This is a genomic window from Actinoplanes sp. NPDC051513 (assembly GCF_044454685.1).
GTDB lineage: Bacteria > Actinomycetota > Actinomycetes > Mycobacteriales > Micromonosporaceae > Actinoplanes.
This window is the reverse complement of the sequence record NZ_JBITDW010000016.1, coordinates 127,862-145,008: the sequence shown is the minus strand read 5'-3', so window position 1 is coordinate 145,008 and position 17,147 is coordinate 127,862. Positions and strand designations below refer to the sequence as shown.

Below are 17,147 nucleotides of genomic sequence, written 5' to 3'. Positions count from 1 at the left end.
CGCCCGCCCGCCGCGCCTCCCGCGCCCGCCCGCCGCGCCTCCCGCGCCCGCCCGCCGCGCCTCCCGCGCCCGCCCGCCGCGCCTCCCGCGCCCGCCCGCCGCGCCTCCCGCGCCCGCCGCTGCGTCCGCCTGCCGCGCCTGCCGCGCCCGCCCGCTGTGCCGCGTGCGCCGCCTGCGCGTGCCGCTTGCGCTGCCTGCGCCCGCCGTGCCGTTCGCGCCTCGCCGTCAACCCGGCTGCGCGGTGGCCGGGTGGTTGGCCGGCCAGCCGTCGGCGGACCAGCGGGCCGGCTCGTAGCCGGCGGCCGGCCTCAGGTGCGGGAGCACCTCGTGCCAGGCCCGCACCTGGTCGCCGACCTGCACCTCGTCGGCCGCGGGGAGCAGCGTTGCCTCGTCGTGCTCCCAGAGCGCGCGGGTGCGCCAGCCATGCTCGTCCGAGCCCACGAGTCGCAGCCCGGCCATCGGCGCGGCCGGGCGCGCGCCGGCGTCGGTCCGCGGTCGTGGGCCCGGCCGGCGCCGGGCCCGCGGCGACGTGAGCCGGGCGACTCCGTCAGCCGCGTCACCGGGCGGCGGATCGCCAGGCTTGGCGGCCTGGCGCGTGTACTCGTGGACCGCGAGCACCCGCTCTGCCCGCCGCACTTCCTGGTGCAGAGGATGACCGGCCGGCGCGTTGTAGGGCACCGTGCAGCCGTGCTCGTCGTACCCGTACGCCATGGGGCTTATCGGCCGTGCCGAGGCCGCATAGATCTCCTCCGCCTGGGCGAACAGCCCGCGCAGGTGCTCGCTCCCGTCCGCCGTGACCAGGAGCGTGCCGCGCTCCGGCGCGAACGCCACCGGCACACCGCCGACCTGCCCCTTCAGCTGCTCGAGCCAGTGTTCCAGCAGCAGGTGCGACGTCCAGTAAGCGTCCCCGTCATCCACGAACCGGACCACGACCGGCTCGCCCGCGACGCCGAGCAGCACCGCCGCGGACAGGTTCGTCCGGGCCGCCGCGAAGACCTCCTCCGCGCTCACCCCCCAACCGGCCGGTTGATCCGGCCCGACGTAGGTCATGGTGTCCGGTTGATCGACCACCACGTACTCGAACAGGAACGGAAGGACCCGCCGCCTCAGCGGGGATCCCGGCGTGCCACCGCGCAGCACCGGGCGCAGCAGCGGTCGAGCCTCCGTCCAGCCCAGCGGCAGCCGGGGCGTCGTCACCAGGCCGGCGACGAACCGATCCACCTGGCCTCTCCGTCGCCTGCCCCGTGCCGCCAGCAGCGGGGCCAGCTCCAGGATCGTCGGCGTCTCGTCGCCGTCCGCGGTGAAGCGGACCCGGAAACCGCGTGCGTCGTACCGTGCGTCGGTGAACCCCGCTCGGCGCAGCCGGCGGATGACCTGCCCGCCTAGCCGCGCCCGGGCAATCCTCTCCAGCAGGCCCACCCGACGCCTCATCTCCCTTGAGGCCGCCGACCTTAGCGCACGGCACCGACACTTTTCCGCCCGCGGATGACCCGCGCCTCGAGATCGTCGTCGAAGAGCAGGTCAGCCTCGAGCCCGGCGGCTCGCACCACCTCGACAGCCGCCGGAGCCTGCGCCTCGGTGATCTCCGAGAGCACGATGCCACCGGGCGCGAGCCAATCGCCGGTCGCCGTGACCACGGCGCGGAAGACGTCGAGTCCGTCGGCGCCGCCGTCCAGCGCGGTGCGCGGCTCATGATCGCGAGCCTCGGCCGGCAGCAGCGGGATGTGCCGCGTCGCGACATAGGGAACGTTGGCCAGCAGCACCGCGACCCGGCCGCGCAGGTCGCCGGGCAGCGCGTCGAAGAGATCACCGTGGTGGACGTCGCCGTCCAGATTGTCCCGGGCGCAGGCGACCGCGACCGGATCCACGTCCGCCGCGTGCAGCTCGATCCCCGGTCGCCGGGCCCGCACGGCCAGGCCCAGCGCGCCCGACCCGCAACAGAGATCGACCACGACCGAGCCCCGCTCGGCGGTCTCCGCGGCGATCCGGACCAGGAGCTCACTGCGTACGCGTGGAACGAAAACGCCCGGACGAAGCCGGACCCGAACCCCGCAGAAGTCGGCGAAGCCGACGACCTGCTCGAGCGGCTCGCCCAGCGCGCGCCGCTCGACCATCGCCATCAAGGTGGCCTCGTCAGTCGCCGCATCGGCCAGCACCGCCGCCTCGTCCTCGGCGAACACGCAGCCTGCGGCGCGTAGCCGACTGATCGCCTCGTCGACGGCGGGCGCCGGAATCCCCGTTTTCACACGCCAGTCCTTAGCACAAAATCGAGGCGCGTGTGAGTTATCCACAATGCGGGGTTGTCCACAGGGCCGCGCGCAGAGATCGCCCGAAATCCCTACCGTGCCCGGCGTGAGTGAGGACGACGTCGTAGCGGCAAGGCTGCGGTCGGTCCTGGCCGCGACGACCCATGACGTACGCGACCAGGCCGCCACCGCGGCCCCTCGCCGTGTCCTCCGTGGCGGGCCGGTGGCGACGTCCCGCTATACGACGGCGCTCTCCGATCTCGCGGAGGTCGGGAAGCCGCTGGACTGGACGGACGTGGTCACCTCCTGGCCGGACGACGTCGATCTGGATCCGCTGCCCGAGCAGCCACCGGCGCCGGCCGTCGCGCCTTCGGCCAAATCCGTGCTGCCTCCGGCGTCCGAGCCTGATCCGACCGGCGGCTATCCGCCGGGAACGGCGTGGGCGTCGCCGCCGGGCTCCCTGGCCGAAGACGCGACCTCGCAGCACGACGACGATCCGCCTCCGTCCCCTCCCGGAGATCCCATGCCCGAGCCCGAACCGTTCTGCCCTCCTCCGACGCCGGCGGTGCGTCCCGCCGGCCAGTCGCTGCCGCCGCCGTCCTGGGTATTGCCCGAGGATCCGTACGCCACGGCGCCGTGGCCCGATCCGCCGTCGACGTCCTGGCCCGATCCACCGTCGTCGAGGCCTGATCCGTCGGCGTCGTGGCCGGAGCCGGCGGACGCCTATCCCGAACCGGCGGAGCCCACGCTGACCAGCGCCGGCGCCTTCGGCGGCGATCAACCGGAGAACGGCCGGCGCATCGGCCTGGGCGCGTTCGATCCCGGCCGCCGCGGCGTCCGGGCGCTCGTCGCGGTCGCCGCCGTGGTCGTCCTGATCGCCGGCCTGCTGGCGTGGCGATCCCGGCCGCGGGTCGATCCAGTCGCGCCGCCGTCCTTCGAGGTCACCGGTGCCGTGACCGAGCCGTCGGGGCAGGGTGGCGCGAGCTCGGCCACCGCCGAGGTCGTGGTCGCGGTCGGCGGCAAGGTCCGCAAGCCGGGCCTGGTACGCCTGCCGCCCGGCGCCCGCGTGGCCGATGCGCTGAACGCGGCCGGCGGCGCCGAGCCCGGCGTCGACGTGGCGGTGCTCAACCTGGCGCGGAAGGTCGTCGACGGCGAGCTCATCATGGTCGGCGTCACCCCGCCGCCGGGCGTGGCCCTGCCCACCGGCCCCGGTCCCGCGGCCACCGGCGCCGCCGCGCCGGGCGGCCCGATCAATCTGAACACCGCGACCCTCGCCGACCTCGACACCCTGCCCGGTGTCGGTCCCGTCCTGGCGCAGCGGATCATCGACGCCCGGGACGCCCAGGGCGGCTTCAAGGCGGTCGGCGACCTGCGCAAGGTCGACGGCATCGGCGACGCCCGTTACGAGCAGCTGAAAGACCTGGTGACGGTGTGAACGGCCCGGTGCCGGACCTGCGGCTCGCCGGGTTCGCGGTGGCGGTCTGGCTGTCGTCGCTGCCGGCCCTGTACCTCTCGGCGCGCTCCGGCCTCCTGCTGAGCGCAGCGGCCCTGGCCGGCGCCGCCGTCGCCATGGCGCTCCCTCCGAAGCGACCGGCTCTCGCGGCAGTCCGCTGGATAGCGGTGGCGACGCTGCTGGGCGCGGGGTGCGGGGCCGGCATGACCGGGGCGCGGGTCACGACGCGCGAGTCCGGGCCGCTGGTCGCGCTGGTGCGGGCCGGCGATCCCGTACGCGTCGAGGCTGTCGTTCGTGACGACCCACGTGCCTTGAGCGGATCGCCCGGCCTGCCCCCGACCTACCTGGTTGCCGTCGATCTGCGCAGGGTCGCCGCCGAGGACGCGCCGCCGCTGACCCTGTCGGCCCGGGCTCTGGTGCTCGGCAGCGATCCCGGCTGGCGGGTGGTGCTGCCGGGGCAGCGCGTGATCGCCCGCGGCAAGCTGTTGCCACCGCGCGGCGGCGACCTGCGAGCCGCGGTGGTCTCGGTGAAGGAGGCGCCCGAGCTGATCGGGCGCCCGTCGTGGGCTCAGCGGGCCGCGGGACAGCTGCGGGCAGGCCTGCAGCGGGCGTGCGAGCCGCTGCCCGACGATGCGGGTGGCTTGCTGCCGGGGCTGGTCGTGGGGGACACGAGCCGGTTGGACCCGGCGCTGAGCGACGACTTCCGGACGACCGGAATGACACACTTGATGGCTGTATCGGGCGCTAACGTGGCGATTTTGCTGGGCGTCGTTTTGTTCGCCGTGCGGTGGACCCGGGCCGGGCCGGTGACGCGGGCGCTGGTCTGCGCCGTCGTCCTGGTCGGTTTCGTGATCTTGGCCCGGCCGTCGCCGAGCGTGGTGCGGGCGGCGGCGATGGGCGGGATCGGGCTGATCGGCCTGGCTTCCGGCCGGCCGCGGGCGGCGTTGCCCGCGCTGGCCGCGGCGGTTGCGGTCCTCATCCTGTACGACCCGGAGCTGGCGGCCGACCCGGGCTTCGCGCTTTCGGTGCTGGCCACCTCGGGCCTTCTCCTCCTGGCGCCGCCGTGGCGGGACGCGCTGCGGAGGAAAGGATGGCCGCCGGGCGCCGCCGAGGCGCTGGCCGTCCCCGCGGCCGCCCAGGTGGCCTGCGGCCCGGTCGTCGCCGGGCTCTCCGGCGCCGTGAGCCTCGTCGCGATCCCGGCGAACCTCGTTGTCGTGCCGGCGATCGCCCCCGCCACCCTGCTCGGGATCGCCTCGGCCGTGCTGTCGCCGGTGTGGCCGGCCGGTGCCGAGTTCGCGGCGTGGCTGGGCCACTGGCCGGCGAAGTGGCTCGTGCTGGTGGCGAGGTATGGCGCCCGGGTGCCCGCCGGCGCCCTGCCTTGGCCGGGTGGAGTGTGCGGAGCCCTCCTGCTCGCCGCGATCACGATTGCGCTGCTGATCGCGGCCCGCCGGGCGCTGGTGCGACGCCTCGTCCTGGTCGCCGCGCTGGCCGGGATGCTGGGTGCGCTGCCGGTGCGGCTGCTCGCCTCCGGCTGGCCGCCGGCGAACTGGGTGATGGTGGCCTGCGCGGTCGGCCAGGGTGACGCGGTCGTCCTGCCGGCCGGCCCGGCTCGCGCGGTCGTGATCGATGCTGGGCCGAAGCCCGAACCGGTCGACCACTGCCTGCGTCGGCTCGGGGTCCGGCAGGTCGTGCTCTTCGTGGTCAGCCATTTCCACGTCGACCACATCGGCGGGGTCGCTGGAGTGTTCCGGGGGCGGGAGGTTCTGGCCGTCGTCGGCCCGGAGTGGCCCGACCCGCCCGCCGGACGGGCCTCCGTCGCGGCCGCCGCCGGTCGGCTTCCGCTCCACGCGGTGGGGCCGGGGTGGGCGTACACGGTGGGCAGGCTGCGGCTGACCGTGATCGGGCCGTACGAGCCGCTGCACGGCACCAACTCGGATCCGAACAACAACTCGCTGGTGCTGCGGGCCGAGATGCACGGCGAGACTGTGCTGCTGCCCGGGGACGCGGAGACCGAGGAGCAGGACGAGCTGCTGCGGCATCTGGGCGCTCCGGCGCTGCGGGCGGATGTTCTGAAGGTCGCCCACCACGGGTCCGGCTACCAATCGCCCCCGTTTCTCGACGCGATCGATCCGGCCGTGGCGCTCGTGTCGGTGGGGAAGGACAACGACTACGGGCATCCGAACGCGTCGGTGCTCGCCCGGCTGGCCCGTGGGGGAGCGCGGGTGCTGCGTACCGATCAGTCGGGGGATCTGGCCGCGGTCGCCACCGGCCGTGGACTTGCCGTGGTGGCTCGTGGATCCCCGCCGGAGTGAGCGTGGCGCCTCTGGGGGCGGGCGCCGACACGCCCGGGTTAGGCCGTTTGGTTGGCATTGGTGCGGGTCGATGATGATTGCGTCGATCGAGCGTGACCACGCAGACATCCAGCCTGATCGAGCGACTTTACGGGTGTCGGCGCATAGTAGGTCGCCAATATGTCGGCTTTCGCATTCGGTGATCGGCGTTCTGCGCGTAGGAGTGAGGCTCGCGGAAACGTCAGACCCCCGTGCGACGATGTTGGGCGTGAACACCGCGCCCCCCGACCAGCTGTTGCTCGTTCTCGGCGACGAGGAGTTGCTCGCCGCGCGCGCGATCACGGCCGCGGTCGATGCGGCGCGCGCCGACGATCCCGGGGCCGACGTCCGGGAATACGAGGGCGGTGCGATCAACGCCGGCGAGGTCGCCGAGATGCTGAGCCCCTCGCTGTTCGGCGGGCGCCGGGTGCTGGTGATCCGCGCTGGGCAAGACGCGCGCAAAGACCTGATCGCCGCCCTGCTGGCGTATGCGAAGAGTCCCGACCCCGAGGTGACGCTGATCGTCGCGCACCTTGGCGCGGCCAAGGGCAAGGCGTTCGCCGACGGTCTGCGCTCGGCCGGCGCCACCGTGGTGCCCGCGGCCAAGCTCAAGGGCGACCGCGAGCGCATCGCGTTCGTCCGCGACGAGTTCCGCCGCAACGGCGGCCGCTGCGACGAGGCGGCCGCGTCGGCGCTGCTCGCGTCCGTCGGCAACGATCTGCGCGAGATCGCGGCGGCCTGCTCGCAGCTGCTCGCCGACACCGACGGCAAGATCACCGAAGCGGTGGTGGCGCGTTACTACAAGGGCCGCGCCGAAGTGAGCGGCTTCACGGTGGCCGACGCGGCGATGGTCGGCGACGTGCCGGGCGCGCTCGAGGCGCTGCGCTGGGCGCTGCACGTCGGCGTCGATCCGGTGCCGATCGCCGACGCGATCGCCGACGGCGTGCGCACGGTGGCCAAGGTCGCGGCAGCGGGGCGCGGAAACCCCTACCAAATGGCCAGCAGCCTCGGCATGCCCGCCTGGAAGATCCAGCGTGCCCAGGAGCGCAGCCGCGGCTGGACCCCCGAGGGCCTGGTCGACGCGATGCGCGCCGCCGCCGACTGCAACGCCGCCGTCAAGGGCGGCGCCGAAGATCGGGGCTATGCGCTCGAGCAGGCCGTTTTCGCCGTCGCCGCGGCACGTCGCGGGGGCGGGGCCCGATGACCGGGCGTACCGAGGCGCACCCGCCGATGTACGCCCGCATGCTCCGGTTGCGGCACGTCGCGCCGAGCGGCTTCCTGTGCTTCGTCTTCCTCGAGGGCAGCGTCGCGCTGGGCGCCCTGCTCGCCCTGGCCGAGCTGGTCAGCTGGTGGGGGGTGCTGGCGCTGCCGATCATGGTCGCGCTGATGGTCAAGCTCAACGACGTCATCGCCGGCGTGCTCACCGAGCCGGCGGTCCCGGCCGGTCCGGCCGCGGCCCGGGCCGAGGTGCTTCGCCCCGCTGCGGCGGGCGGGCCTCATCCGCCGGTCCGCATCGCCGAGGAGGCGACGACCCGGCTGCCGGGCGTCATCAACCGCGAGCGTGGCGCCCCGGTCATGCGCCCCTGGGCAGAGCAGTTCGAAGAGCAGCAATGGCGCGTCCGGCAGTCCGCCAGCCGCCGTTACGAGTGAGCGGCGCTGCCCGGGCGCTTGGCTGAGGCTGCCGCGCCCGGATAGTTGTGCGGCGAGGCAGAGCATCGCGGGTTTCGCGCCACGGCGGTGAAGGCCCACGGGCAGATCCTTTGCGGCGTGTCTCGCAGGCGGCTGCTCGCAGAGGCGGCTGTTGGTGGCGTGCCATCGCGAGGCTGCGGGCAAGGCCCGGTGTCATTGCGAGGCCGCGACCGCGCGCCGGAAACGACGCGGGCACCGCCCTCGGACCGTGAGGGTCCGGCGATGCCCGGGTGTGGTCGTCGATGACCGGCTCGCATGAAGCGAGCAACGGCGCGGCGGCCTCCGTGCTGCCGCGCCGGCGGTCCGGTGAGGGACCAGCCTGACGGATCAGGCAGACAGCGAGGCGACCCGCTTGGCGATGGCCGACTTGCGGTTGGCCGCCTGGTTCTTGTGGATGACGCCCTTGCTGACAGCCTTGTCGAGCTGACGCGAGGCGTCACGCAGCAGAGTGGTAGCCGTCTCGGTGTTGCCCGCCTCGCTCGCCTCGTTGAACTTGCGAATCACGGTCTTCAGCGACGACTTGACCGACTTGTTGCGCAGCCGGGCCTTCTCGTTCTGCCGGTTGCGCTTGATCTGGGACTTGATGTTCGCCACGCGACAGCCTTGTCCTGACTAGGTTTGGAAACTGGTCTCAAGCGCGGTGGCCACCGCGGTCGTCCGCCGAAACAGCCAGCCGCCGGAGCGACTGTCTGCCGGAGCAGCAAACAGCGGCGCGTCACCACACGCGATGCACCAGACTACCAGCACCGCCACGACCCGCCAAAACGGCCGCCTCACTACCAGCCGCGGCGTTCCGCCAGCCACGCCAACGCCTGCTCTCCGCTGAACCGCTGATGCTGCCGGCTGTGCGGCGACGCGCTGCTCGGGGTGCCGTCCGCGCGGATCAGCCAATAGCCCGCGAGCGCCGCCAGCGCCCCGTCCACGCCCTCGTCCGGCGCGTCCCAGGGGCTGAGGAGGGCGTCCGTGTCCAGGCCGCTGGCGAAGGCGCTGACCAGCAGCGTCACGGTGTCGAACCAGGGCGCGCCGAGGCACGGCCAGGTCCAGTCGCACAGCCAGGCCTGGCCGCCGCGGTCGATCAGGACGTTGTCGATCCGCAGATCACCGTGCATCATCGCGGCGCCGGCGGCCAGCGCCGGAAGGCCACGTTCCAACGCGGCGAGCTCGCGGACCCGGGTCGGCGCGATGGTGCTGCGGGCGGTTCGCGGCATCGGCTCGCGACCGCTCTCGATCTCGGACCACCAGGACATCTCGCCGCGCAGGATGTCCGGCAGCGCGGGCACACCGACCGCCAGCAGTTCCGGCGTTGGCTCGCGCAGCGCCTCGGCGGCGGCCGACCAGGCGGACAGCGCGGATTCCAGCTCGACCGGTGACCACGGCAGTGACGGGACATGCCCGTCGATCGCTTCCAGGCATAGGGCGAAATATCCGGAATCCACCATCGTCCAGAGCGGCCGGGCGGCGGAGACGGCCTCCGGCAACGCCGACGTGAGTGCCCCCTCCCGGGCGTACCACTGGGAAGTCGGATCCTTCAATGGCGCGGCCTTGACAAAGACGCTCAGACCCGCCGATGTCGTGAGAATCGCGGCGAAAGCGCGGGTGAAGCCGCCGCCGGCGCTCTGCGCCGAGGCGATCGACGCGCCGAGCCGCGCCGAAATGGCTTGCCGCAGGGTTTCCGGCAGGTCAGACCAGAGAGGGCGTACGGCGGTAGCGCCGTACGCGACGTCGGGAAGTGAAATCGGCCGCACCCGACCATCCTGCCGTCCCGATTTTTGTCGTACCCGGCTGGCAGGATCCTGGCCATGAGAACCGACGACTTCTGGGCGGTCATCGGCCGCGCGACCGCCGATCGGCCCGCCTCCCCCGGCGAGGTGGCCAAGCGCGCCGCCGCCGATCTGGCCACCCGCGACCCGGATGAGATCGTCGCCTGGGCCCGCCACTTCGACAAGGTCATGGTCGCCTCCGGCACGCAAGACCTGTGGGCGGCGGCCTACCTGATCAACGGCGGGTGTTCCGACGAGGGCTTCGACAACTTCCGGGGCTGGCTGATCGCGCACGGCCGCGAGGCGGTGGCGCGGTCGGTGCAGTCACCCGATTCGCTGGCCGACGTGCCGGCCGTGCGCGCGGCGTCGGAATCCGGCGCGGTCTTCGAGGCGGAAGAGGTGTTGTCGATCGCGGCCGAGGCGTATCGGCATGCCACCGGTTCCGAGTTGCCGGCGGGGGAGAGTCCGGTGACCCGGCCCGAATCGGCCGAGCTGTGGGATTTCGACAACGAGGAGGAGATGCAGAAGAGGCTGCCGCGCTTGTCCGCGCTGTTCCTCGAGCCGCCGGACTGACGCGATCCGGGCGAGCCCGCTTCGGAGACCGGCCGGCGGGAGACCCGGCGGTGCCTGGGTGGCGGGAGACGCGGCGGTGCCTGGGCGGCGGGAGACGCGGCAGCGGTTCCCGAGTGGGCGGTGCCCGGCCGGCGGTGCCGGCGGGTGGGAGACGCGCGCTGTTTCCGCTGGTCACCTACCTGCTCGGCTTCGACAGCCTGTGGCTGGCGCTGGGGGTGGGCGGGCTCGGCCTCTTCGCCGCCGGCGCGGTGGTGGCGGGATTCACCGGCAAGCGGTGGTGGCTGAGCGGGCTGCGGCAGCTCGCGCTGGGAGACGCGGCGGGACCGGCGGGTGGGGACCAACGTGCGGGAAACCGGTCGAGTGTTTGAGGGCTGCTGCCGGACACTCGGGCCATGGAGGCTGAACAGGGAACTATCGCGGCGGTCAGTTGTAACGACACCTATGCGTTCACGAAGCCGGTTCGGGACGAGATCGTTCTGATCGCCGGGGTCGGGGTGAAGGGTGACGTGCATGCCGGCGTGCACGTCAAGCATCGGGGGCGGGTGCGGAACGATCCGACGCAGCCGAACTTCCGGCAGGTGCACCTGATTCAGCACGAGCTGTTCGCCGAGGTGGGCGCCAAGGGGTTCGCGGTCGCGGCGGGCAACCTCGGCGAGAACGTGACCACCACCGGCGTCGACCTGCTCGCGCTGCCGGTGGGCACGATCCTCCGCTTCGGCCCGCCCGCTGCCGCGACGGCGGGCACGGGCGGCGTTGCGGTGGCGGCGGGCACGGACGCTGCGAGGGCGGGCACGGACGCCCGGGAGGCGCCAGAGGTCGCTGCGACGGGGCTAGCGGGGCGGGACAGGCCGTCTGAGGCGGGAGCGGTGGGGCGGGAAGGGCCGTCCGCGGCCGAGGCGCTCAAGGCGGTGCTGGAGGTGGCGGCCGCGGCGGAGCTCGATCGGGCTACCGCGGCTTCGGCGGTGGCTGTCGCGGCGGCCGCGGCGCGGGATCGGGGTGACGATCCTCGGGCGGCCGTGGTGCTGGCGGGGCTGCGTAACCCTTGTGCGCAGATCAACGTGTTCCGGCAGGGGCTGCTCAAAGAAGTGATCGGGCGGGGCGACGGTGGCGACGTCGTCTACAAGGCCGGCGTCATGGCGGTGGTGCTGCGTGGTGGGCCGATCCGGCCCGGAGACGCGATCATCGCCGAGTTGCCGCCGCTGCCGCATGCGCCGCTTGAACGGGTGTGATCGGGGCTTCGCCGCGGGCGTGGGACGATAGAACACGCCGACCCCTGTGTCGGCGCCCGGCGCCGGCCTGAAGGCGGCGCCACTCCAAGCTTGAGAAGAACGGACGATCGTGCCTGGACCGCTCGACCCTGGTGTGAATGTGATCGGGGCTACCGACCCGAGTCGCATCCGCAACTTCTGCATCATCGCGCACATCGACCACGGCAAGTCGACGCTGGCCGACCGGATGCTGCAGATCACCGGGGTGGTCGACCCGCGGCAGATGCGGGCGCAGTACCTCGATCGCATGGACATCGAGCGGGAACGCGGCATCACGATCAAGTCGCAGGCCGTGCGCATGCCGTGGGTGGTGCGCGAGGGCGACCGCCAGGGCGACACCGCGGTGCTCAACATGATCGACACCCCGGGGCACGTCGACTTCACCTACGAGGTCTCCCGCAGCCTCGCGGCCTGTGAGGGCGCGGTCCTGCTGGTCGACGCCGCGCAGGGGATCGAGGCGCAGACCCTCGCGAACTTGTACCTCGCGATGGAGAACGACCTCCACATCATCCCGGTGCTCAACAAGATCGACCTGCCGGCGGCGCAGCCCGAGAAGTACGGCGAGGAACTGGCCAAGCTGATCGGTGTCGACCCGTCCGAGGTGCTGCGGGTCTCGGGCAAGACCGGCGTCGGCGTCGGCCACCTGCTCGACGAGATCGTGCGGCAGTTCACGCCGCCGGTCGGGGATGCCACCGCTCCGGCTCGGGCGATGATTTTCGACTCGGTGTACGACGTCTACCGCGGAGTCATCACGTACGTCCGGGTGATTGACGGGCGCATCGAGGCGCGCGACCGGATCAAGATGATGTCCACGGGCGCGGTGCACGAGCTGCTCGAGATCGGCGTCGTCTCGCCCGAGATGGAGAAGGCGGGCGCGCTCGGCGTCGGCGAGGTCGGCTACCTGATCACCGGCGTGAAGGACGTGCGCCAGTCCCGGGTCGGCGACACCGTCACCGGCAACAACCGGCCCGCCAAGGAGGCCCTCGGCGGCTACAAGGACCCGAAGCCGATGGTCTACTCGGGCCTCTACCCGATCGACGGCTCCGACTACCCGGCCCTGCGCGACGCCCTCGACAAGCTCAAGCTCAACGACGCCGCGCTGGTCTACGAGCCCGAGACGTCCCTGGCGCTCGGCTTCGGCTTCCGCTGCGGCTTCCTCGGCCTGCTCCACCTCGAGATCATCGGCGAGCGGCTCGAGCGCGAGTTCAACCTCGACCTGATCTCCACGGCGCCGAACGTGGTCTACAACGTCTACACCGAGGACGCGCAGGAGTACGTCGTCACCAACCCGAGCGAGTTCCCCACCGGCAAGGTCGCGGAGATCCACGAACCGGTCGTGCGGGCCACCGTGCTGGTGCCCAACGACTACGTCGGCGCGGTCATGGAGCTCTGCCAGAGCCGCCGCGGCAGCCTGCTCGGCATGGAATACCTCTCCAGCGAGCGGGTTGAGCTGCGCTACACGCTGCCCCTCGCCGAGATCATCTACGACTTCTTCGACCAGTTGAAATCGAAGACCAAGGGGTACGCGTCGCTCGACTACGAGCCGTCCGGTGACCAGGTCGCCGACCTGGTCAAGGTGGACATCCTGCTGCACGGGGAGCCGGTCGACGCCTTCAGCGCGATCGTGCACAAGGACAAGGCGTACGCGTATGGCGTGAACATCGCCGCCAAGCTGCAGAAACTGATTCCGCGGCAGCAGTTCGAGGTGCCGATCCAGGCTGCCATCGGCAGCCGGATCATCGCGCGGGAGACGATCCGCGCGATCCGCAAGGACGTCCTCGCCAAGTGTTACGGCGGTGACATCACCCGGAAGCGGAAGCTGCTCGAGAAGCAGAAAGAGGGCAAGAAGCGGATGAAGATGGTCGGGCGCGTGGAGGTGCCGCAGGAGGCCTTCATCGCCGCATTGTCGACATCCGACTCTCCGGACACCAAGGGAGCAAGCAAGAAGTAACGTCGGTTTGGTTTCTGAAGGACTCGGGAACTCTGGGGCTCGACGGACGCAACGGATGCTCCACCCCCGAGGAGGAACCTCATGACTGTCACCGGCATCATCACCGCGCTCATCGTCGGTCTCGTGATCGGCGCGCTGGGTCGCTTGGTCGTACCGGGCAAGCAGAACATCCCGATCTGGTTGACCATGGTGGTCGGTATCGTCGCGGCGCTGCTGGGTACGGTCATCGCCCGTGCCTTCGGCGTGGCGGAGACCAACGGCTTCGACTGGATCGAGTTCCTGTTCCAGGTCGTCCTCGCCGCGATCGGCGTGGCCCTGGTGGCGGGCGTCGGCAGCCGCCGTCGCCTCACCCGATAACGGAACTGCGACAAGCGCCGGACCTGGTTCAGGTCCGGCGCTTACGCGTGCCGGCCAAGGCGGTCAGTAGCGGAACTTGTGCTGTGCGCTCCGCCGGTTCACCCACGCCGGCAGCTCGTCGACGTGGTCGCGGTGCGGCTGCCGCTCGCCCGGGTCGTGCGCGGCGGTGACGTTGCGCATCGTCACCACGTACCCCCGGACCAGCCGATCTTCCCGCAGGTCGCGATAGGTCGCCTCGATCAGGATCTGCGACTCGTCGGCGCGGCGCAGGGAGCAGAACAGCATGCCGTCCCCGTTGGACTGGAACGCCCGCCGCACCTCGCCGCGATCGTCGGGGTGCACGAGGTCGGTCAGCGTGGAGAGCGGCGTGAAGGGCTCGTCCCCGAGCAGGTCGTGGACGGCCGGGCTCGCGTAGCGGATGCGCTGGTCGTCGTCGATCACCAGCATCAGCTCGGCCGTGTTGCCGATGACCGTGCGCAGGTACTGGTCGCTGTCGCGCCGGCCCACCGCCTCGACCAGCGAGATGCGGTCGAGCGCCAGCGCGGCCTGCCCGGCCAGCACCTCGAGGGCGTCCCGCGTCACCGCCAGCACCTCGCGCTGGGCCTCGACGATCAGCGCGCCCCCGCTGGGCCGCGCCACTGCCAGCGGCTCCAGCCGCAGGGGGCAGACCAGCGTCGACTCGTCGGCCCACCAGCTGCGCGGGCTGGGCCCGGAAGGCGCGGCCGGCACCGCCTGGTCGTCGATCGCGAAGACGAGAGAGCGCAGCGACGACGCCGGCATCAGCTGCCCGACGGCCGCGTGCACCGCCGCCTCGACCGCGGGTGGGTCGGCGGCCGCGACGAGCGCGCCCGACGCCGTCCGCAGCGCACGCTCGCGGGCCGCCGCCTGGCTGTTCTGCGAGATCGAATCGGCGAGCCTGGTGATGGTCAGCAGCAGCGTGAGCCCACCGGCCACGGCGATCACCACACCGTCGTGGATCTCGCCGTGGAGCGCCTCGACGAGCAGCACCGCCGGCGGCGTCGCGACGGCCGCGCCCAGCAGCGCCGCCCAGTGGCCGCGCCACGGGGTCGCGCGCGGCGGCATCGGCCGGGTCAGCCTGGTCATCGACGGATGCAGGGCGGCCAGCCCCCACGTGACATAGAGGACGATGTAGCCGGCCTCGGTGACCAGCCCGGGCGCCACGGGGTAGACGATGTCGCTGGCCAGCATGCCGACCGAGCCGGCCAGCAGAAGCGTCGCCGCCCTGTTGTGCCCCGCGGCCAGCACGAGGCGGCCGGTGACCGCGATCAGCAGGAGGTCGCCGATCACGTCGGCCGCTGAGATCTTCCCGGTCAGGACGTTGTCGCCGATCATGAAGACCCACACGACCAGCAGCGCCGAGCAGGCGCACGCGAGCAGATCGATCAGGCGCGCTCGTTCGACCAGCAGCGAGCCGCCCCGGGTGAACTGGACCAGCGCGGCCGCGACCAGCACGAACATCGACAGGTAGCAGGCCTCGGCGGCGGGCATCGCCCCGGCCGCGTAGAAGACGTCACCCACCGCGATGGCGGCGACCGAGCCGGCCAGCAGCAGCCAGGGGCCGACGCGGCTAGGACGGTGCCAGCGGACGCCGGCGATGATGGCCAGACAGCTCGCCGAACCCAACAGGATCCACTCGATCGCCCTCGACACGTTCTACTTAGTACCAGGGCTGTAGCTGTCTGTCCATGCGCGGGTATACGCTGCGCTATTTGTCCTGTGAATCGATGGACATCACGGAGCGCAACCGTCCATGGGAGCGCGCCCGGGGCATGCCGAGAGACTTTCGCGACGTCAGCTGAAGACTTGGGCGATGACCTGACGCTCGTCCACACCGGCGTCCGCGGTTACAGGCTGCCACTTGCCGTCCGGCGCATGCCATTCGAGATCGGCGAAACGTACCCGTTCGAGTCCGGTGGCCGACGCATGCGAGACGAGCCAGTGCGCGTACCGCCAACCGGTGCTCGCGTCGGAGACCGCGACCGTCAGTCCCGCCGCCTGGGCCGCCGCGGGCGTCTTCGCCAGGCCCTTGCCCCAGTCGAGCTTGAGCCCGTTCATCAGCGCCGCCGCCGCGGCCGCTCCCCGCAGGACGGGCGATCCCGTGACGGTGCAGGCGACCGCGCCGGTGGCGCGACCGGTCAGCGCGCGGGCCAGCACCGCCGACTCGTCAGCCCATTTCGCGTAGGCGTTCGGGTAGGCCGACCGCTGCACGCGCTGCGCCGCGTCGGTGACCCGCATCTTCTCCCAGCCCTTGACCTTCTTGAGCGCGGTGTAGAACTTGTCGGCCGCGTACCGCGGATCCTGGATCTTCTCGGGCGTGCCCCACCCCTGGCTGGGCCGCTGCTGGAAGAGACCCACCGAGTCGCGGTCGCCGGTCTCCAGGTTCTCCAGCTTGGACTCCTGCAGCGCGGTGGCCAGCGCGATCACGACGGCGCGCTCGGGCATGCCGCGGCGGATGCCCACCGCGCTGATCGTCGCGGCGTTGGCCATCTGCACGGAGTCGAGGGTGACCTCGCCGTCGGCCTTGACGGTGCACTCGGGCCCGATGATCTTCGGCAGCTTGATGTCGCCGGACATGCCGCGCATCACGACCACTACGCCCAGGGTGCCGACAACAGCGAGCAACGCCAGCACCACGATCGGCGTCCTGCGCACCCACACCTCCTCGACGGCTCCCCGTGCATCAGGCAACAAGCGTAAACAACGATCGCATCAGGGGACCGTCACTGCGCCGGCACCCACGAGGGCGGGCGCTTCTCGCGGAAGGCGTTGACACCCTCGGTGCCCTCGGCCGAGCGGAAGTAGGCGGCCGAGCGTTCCGACAGCTCGGCCAGCTCGGCCCGGATCGAGGCCGCCGGGGCCCGCCGGAGCAACTGCTTCGCGCCCGCCAGGGCCAGTGGCCCGCCCTGCACCAGGGCGTCGCAGTAGGCCGCCACCGTGGCGTCCAGGGCCTCGGCCGAGACCGCCTTGGTGACGAGCCCGACCTCGGCCGCCCGCACCCCGTCGAAGACCTCACCGGTCAGATAGAGCTCGGTCGCCGCCCGCGGGCTGAGCCGCGGGAGGACCGTGGCGCTGATCACCGCGGGGATGACGCCCAGCCGCACCTCGGTGAACGCGAACGTCGCCTCCCGCACGCAGACCGCGATGTCGGCCGCGGCGATCAGCCCCAGGCCGCCCGCCCGGGCCGGACCGGCCACCCGGCAGACCACCGGCTTCGGGAACTCCCAGAGCGCGGCCAGCACGTCGGCGAGCAGCTCGGCCGGGACGCGGCCGGACGCGCGGGCCGCGGCGGTCTCCTTGAGGTCGGCGCCGGAGCAGAAGACCGGCCCGGTGTGGGAGAGCGTCACCGCGCGGACCGCCGGATCGGTCAGCGCCGCCGAGAGCGCGTCGAGCAGCTGGCTCATCAGTGGCGTGGACAGGGCGTTCCGGTTGGCGGGGCTGTCCAGGGTCACGGTGGTCACCCCGGCGTCGGTGGCGGTGCGGACCAGATCCATGGCCGGAA

General features: G+C 72.3%; 15 protein-coding genes and 1 pseudogene. 9 read left to right on the top strand and 7 right to left on the bottom strand.

Features of this window, described 5'->3' with window-relative positions; genetic code table 11:
- Positions 1-225: 225 nt before the first annotated feature.
- Together ACIA5D_RS36175 and ACIA5D_RS36170 are read right to left on the bottom strand one after the other, a co-directional pair.
- Positions 226-1,431 (bottom strand): hypothetical protein, encoded by a 1,206-nt coding sequence (locus ACIA5D_RS36175; RefSeq protein WP_396034919.1) that lies wholly within the window; start codon positions 1,429-1,431, stop codon positions 226-228.
- 20 nt (positions 1,432-1,451) lie between these two features.
- On the bottom strand, positions 1,452-2,246 hold the full coding sequence (locus tag ACIA5D_RS36170) for a putative protein N(5)-glutamine methyltransferase (protein WP_396034918.1): 795 nt from the start codon (positions 2,244-2,246) through the stop codon (positions 1,452-1,454).
- A gap of 523 nt (positions 2,247-2,769) precedes the next feature.
- Between ACIA5D_RS36170 and ACIA5D_RS36165 the strand changes: the two genes are divergently transcribed.
- From ACIA5D_RS36165 to ACIA5D_RS36150, 4 genes are all read left to right on the top strand, one after another.
- A complete protein-coding gene (locus ACIA5D_RS36165) occupies positions 2,770-3,681 on the top strand; it encodes a helix-hairpin-helix domain-containing protein (protein ID WP_396034970.1) in 912 nt (303 codons plus the stop codon).
- Positions 3,678-6,011 (top strand): ComEC/Rec2 family competence protein, encoded by a 2,334-nt coding sequence (locus ACIA5D_RS36160; protein ID WP_396034917.1) that lies wholly within the window; start codon positions 3,678-3,680, stop codon positions 6,009-6,011. Before ACIA5D_RS36165 ends, ACIA5D_RS36160 begins: the two co-directional genes overlap by 4 nt.
- Before the next feature lie 238 nt (positions 6,012-6,249).
- Positions 6,250-7,233: a DNA polymerase III subunit delta gene (gene holA / locus ACIA5D_RS36155; protein ID WP_396034969.1), complete on the top strand. Its 984-nt coding sequence runs from the start codon at positions 6,250-6,252 to the stop codon at positions 7,231-7,233.
- Positions 7,230-7,679: a hypothetical protein gene (locus ACIA5D_RS36150; protein ID WP_396034916.1), complete on the top strand. Its 450-nt coding sequence runs from the start codon at positions 7,230-7,232 to the stop codon at positions 7,677-7,679. Before holA ends, ACIA5D_RS36150 begins: the two co-directional genes overlap by 4 nt.
- 366 nt (positions 7,680-8,045) lie before the next feature.
- Here the strand turns inward: ACIA5D_RS36150 and rpsT are convergent, their stop codons facing one another.
- Positions 8,046-8,312 (bottom strand): 30S ribosomal protein S20, encoded by a 267-nt coding sequence (gene rpsT, locus ACIA5D_RS36145; RefSeq protein ID WP_396034915.1) that lies wholly within the window; start codon positions 8,310-8,312, stop codon positions 8,046-8,048.
- Between the two features lie 182 nt (positions 8,313-8,494).
- Positions 8,495-9,463 carry a phosphotransferase family protein gene (locus ACIA5D_RS36140; RefSeq protein ID WP_396034913.1) on the bottom strand — a complete coding sequence of 323 codons (969 nt, stop codon included), beginning with the start codon at positions 9,461-9,463 and terminating at the stop codon, positions 8,495-8,497.
- Between the two features lie 54 nt (positions 9,464-9,517).
- Here ACIA5D_RS36140 and ACIA5D_RS36135 point away from each other — a divergent pair, with 54 nt between their 5' ends.
- The 5 genes and pseudogenes from ACIA5D_RS36135 to ACIA5D_RS36115 all read left to right on the top strand — a co-directional run bounded on the left by ACIA5D_RS36135 (position 9,518) and on the right by ACIA5D_RS36115 (position 13,627).
- Positions 9,518-10,051: a DUF4240 domain-containing protein gene (locus ACIA5D_RS36135; protein WP_396034912.1), complete on the top strand. Its 534-nt coding sequence runs from the start codon at positions 9,518-9,520 to the stop codon at positions 10,049-10,051.
- Between the two features lie 155 nt (positions 10,052-10,206).
- Positions 10,207-10,419, top strand: a pseudogene (locus ACIA5D_RS36130) (VIT1/CCC1 transporter family protein); the annotation flags it as partial.
- A 24-nt stretch (positions 10,420-10,443) separates the two neighbouring features.
- Positions 10,444-11,280 carry an MOSC domain-containing protein gene (locus ACIA5D_RS36125; RefSeq protein ID WP_396034911.1) on the top strand — a complete coding sequence of 279 codons (837 nt, stop codon included), beginning with the start codon at positions 10,444-10,446 and terminating at the stop codon, positions 11,278-11,280.
- Between the two features lie 109 nt (positions 11,281-11,389).
- Positions 11,390-13,270 carry a translation elongation factor 4 gene (gene lepA, locus ACIA5D_RS36120; protein WP_396034910.1) on the top strand — a complete coding sequence of 627 codons (1,881 nt, stop codon included), beginning with the start codon at positions 11,390-11,392 and terminating at the stop codon, positions 13,268-13,270.
- Between the two features lie 81 nt (positions 13,271-13,351).
- On the top strand, positions 13,352-13,627 hold the full coding sequence (locus tag ACIA5D_RS36115) for a GlsB/YeaQ/YmgE family stress response membrane protein (RefSeq protein ID WP_396034909.1): 276 nt from the start codon (positions 13,352-13,354) through the stop codon (positions 13,625-13,627).
- Between the two features lie 63 nt (positions 13,628-13,690).
- Here ACIA5D_RS36115 and ACIA5D_RS36110 read toward each other — a convergent pair whose 3' ends face one another.
- The 3 genes from ACIA5D_RS36110 to ACIA5D_RS36100 all read right to left on the bottom strand — a co-directional run bounded on the left by ACIA5D_RS36110 (position 13,691) and on the right by ACIA5D_RS36100 (position 17,139).
- Entirely contained in the window at positions 13,691-15,298 is a 1,608-nt protein-coding gene (locus ACIA5D_RS36110) for a PAS domain-containing protein (RefSeq protein ID WP_396034907.1), read from the bottom strand.
- 141 nt (positions 15,299-15,439) lie between these two features.
- Complete coding sequence (locus ACIA5D_RS36105; RefSeq protein ID WP_396034968.1) at positions 15,440-16,306, bottom strand: hypothetical protein; 867 nt, start codon at positions 16,304-16,306, stop codon at positions 15,440-15,442.
- Between the two features lie 62 nt (positions 16,307-16,368).
- Positions 16,369-17,139 (bottom strand): enoyl-CoA hydratase-related protein, encoded by a 771-nt coding sequence (locus ACIA5D_RS36100; protein ID WP_396034906.1) that lies wholly within the window; start codon positions 17,137-17,139, stop codon positions 16,369-16,371.
- Positions 17,140-17,147: the final 8 nt, after the last annotated feature.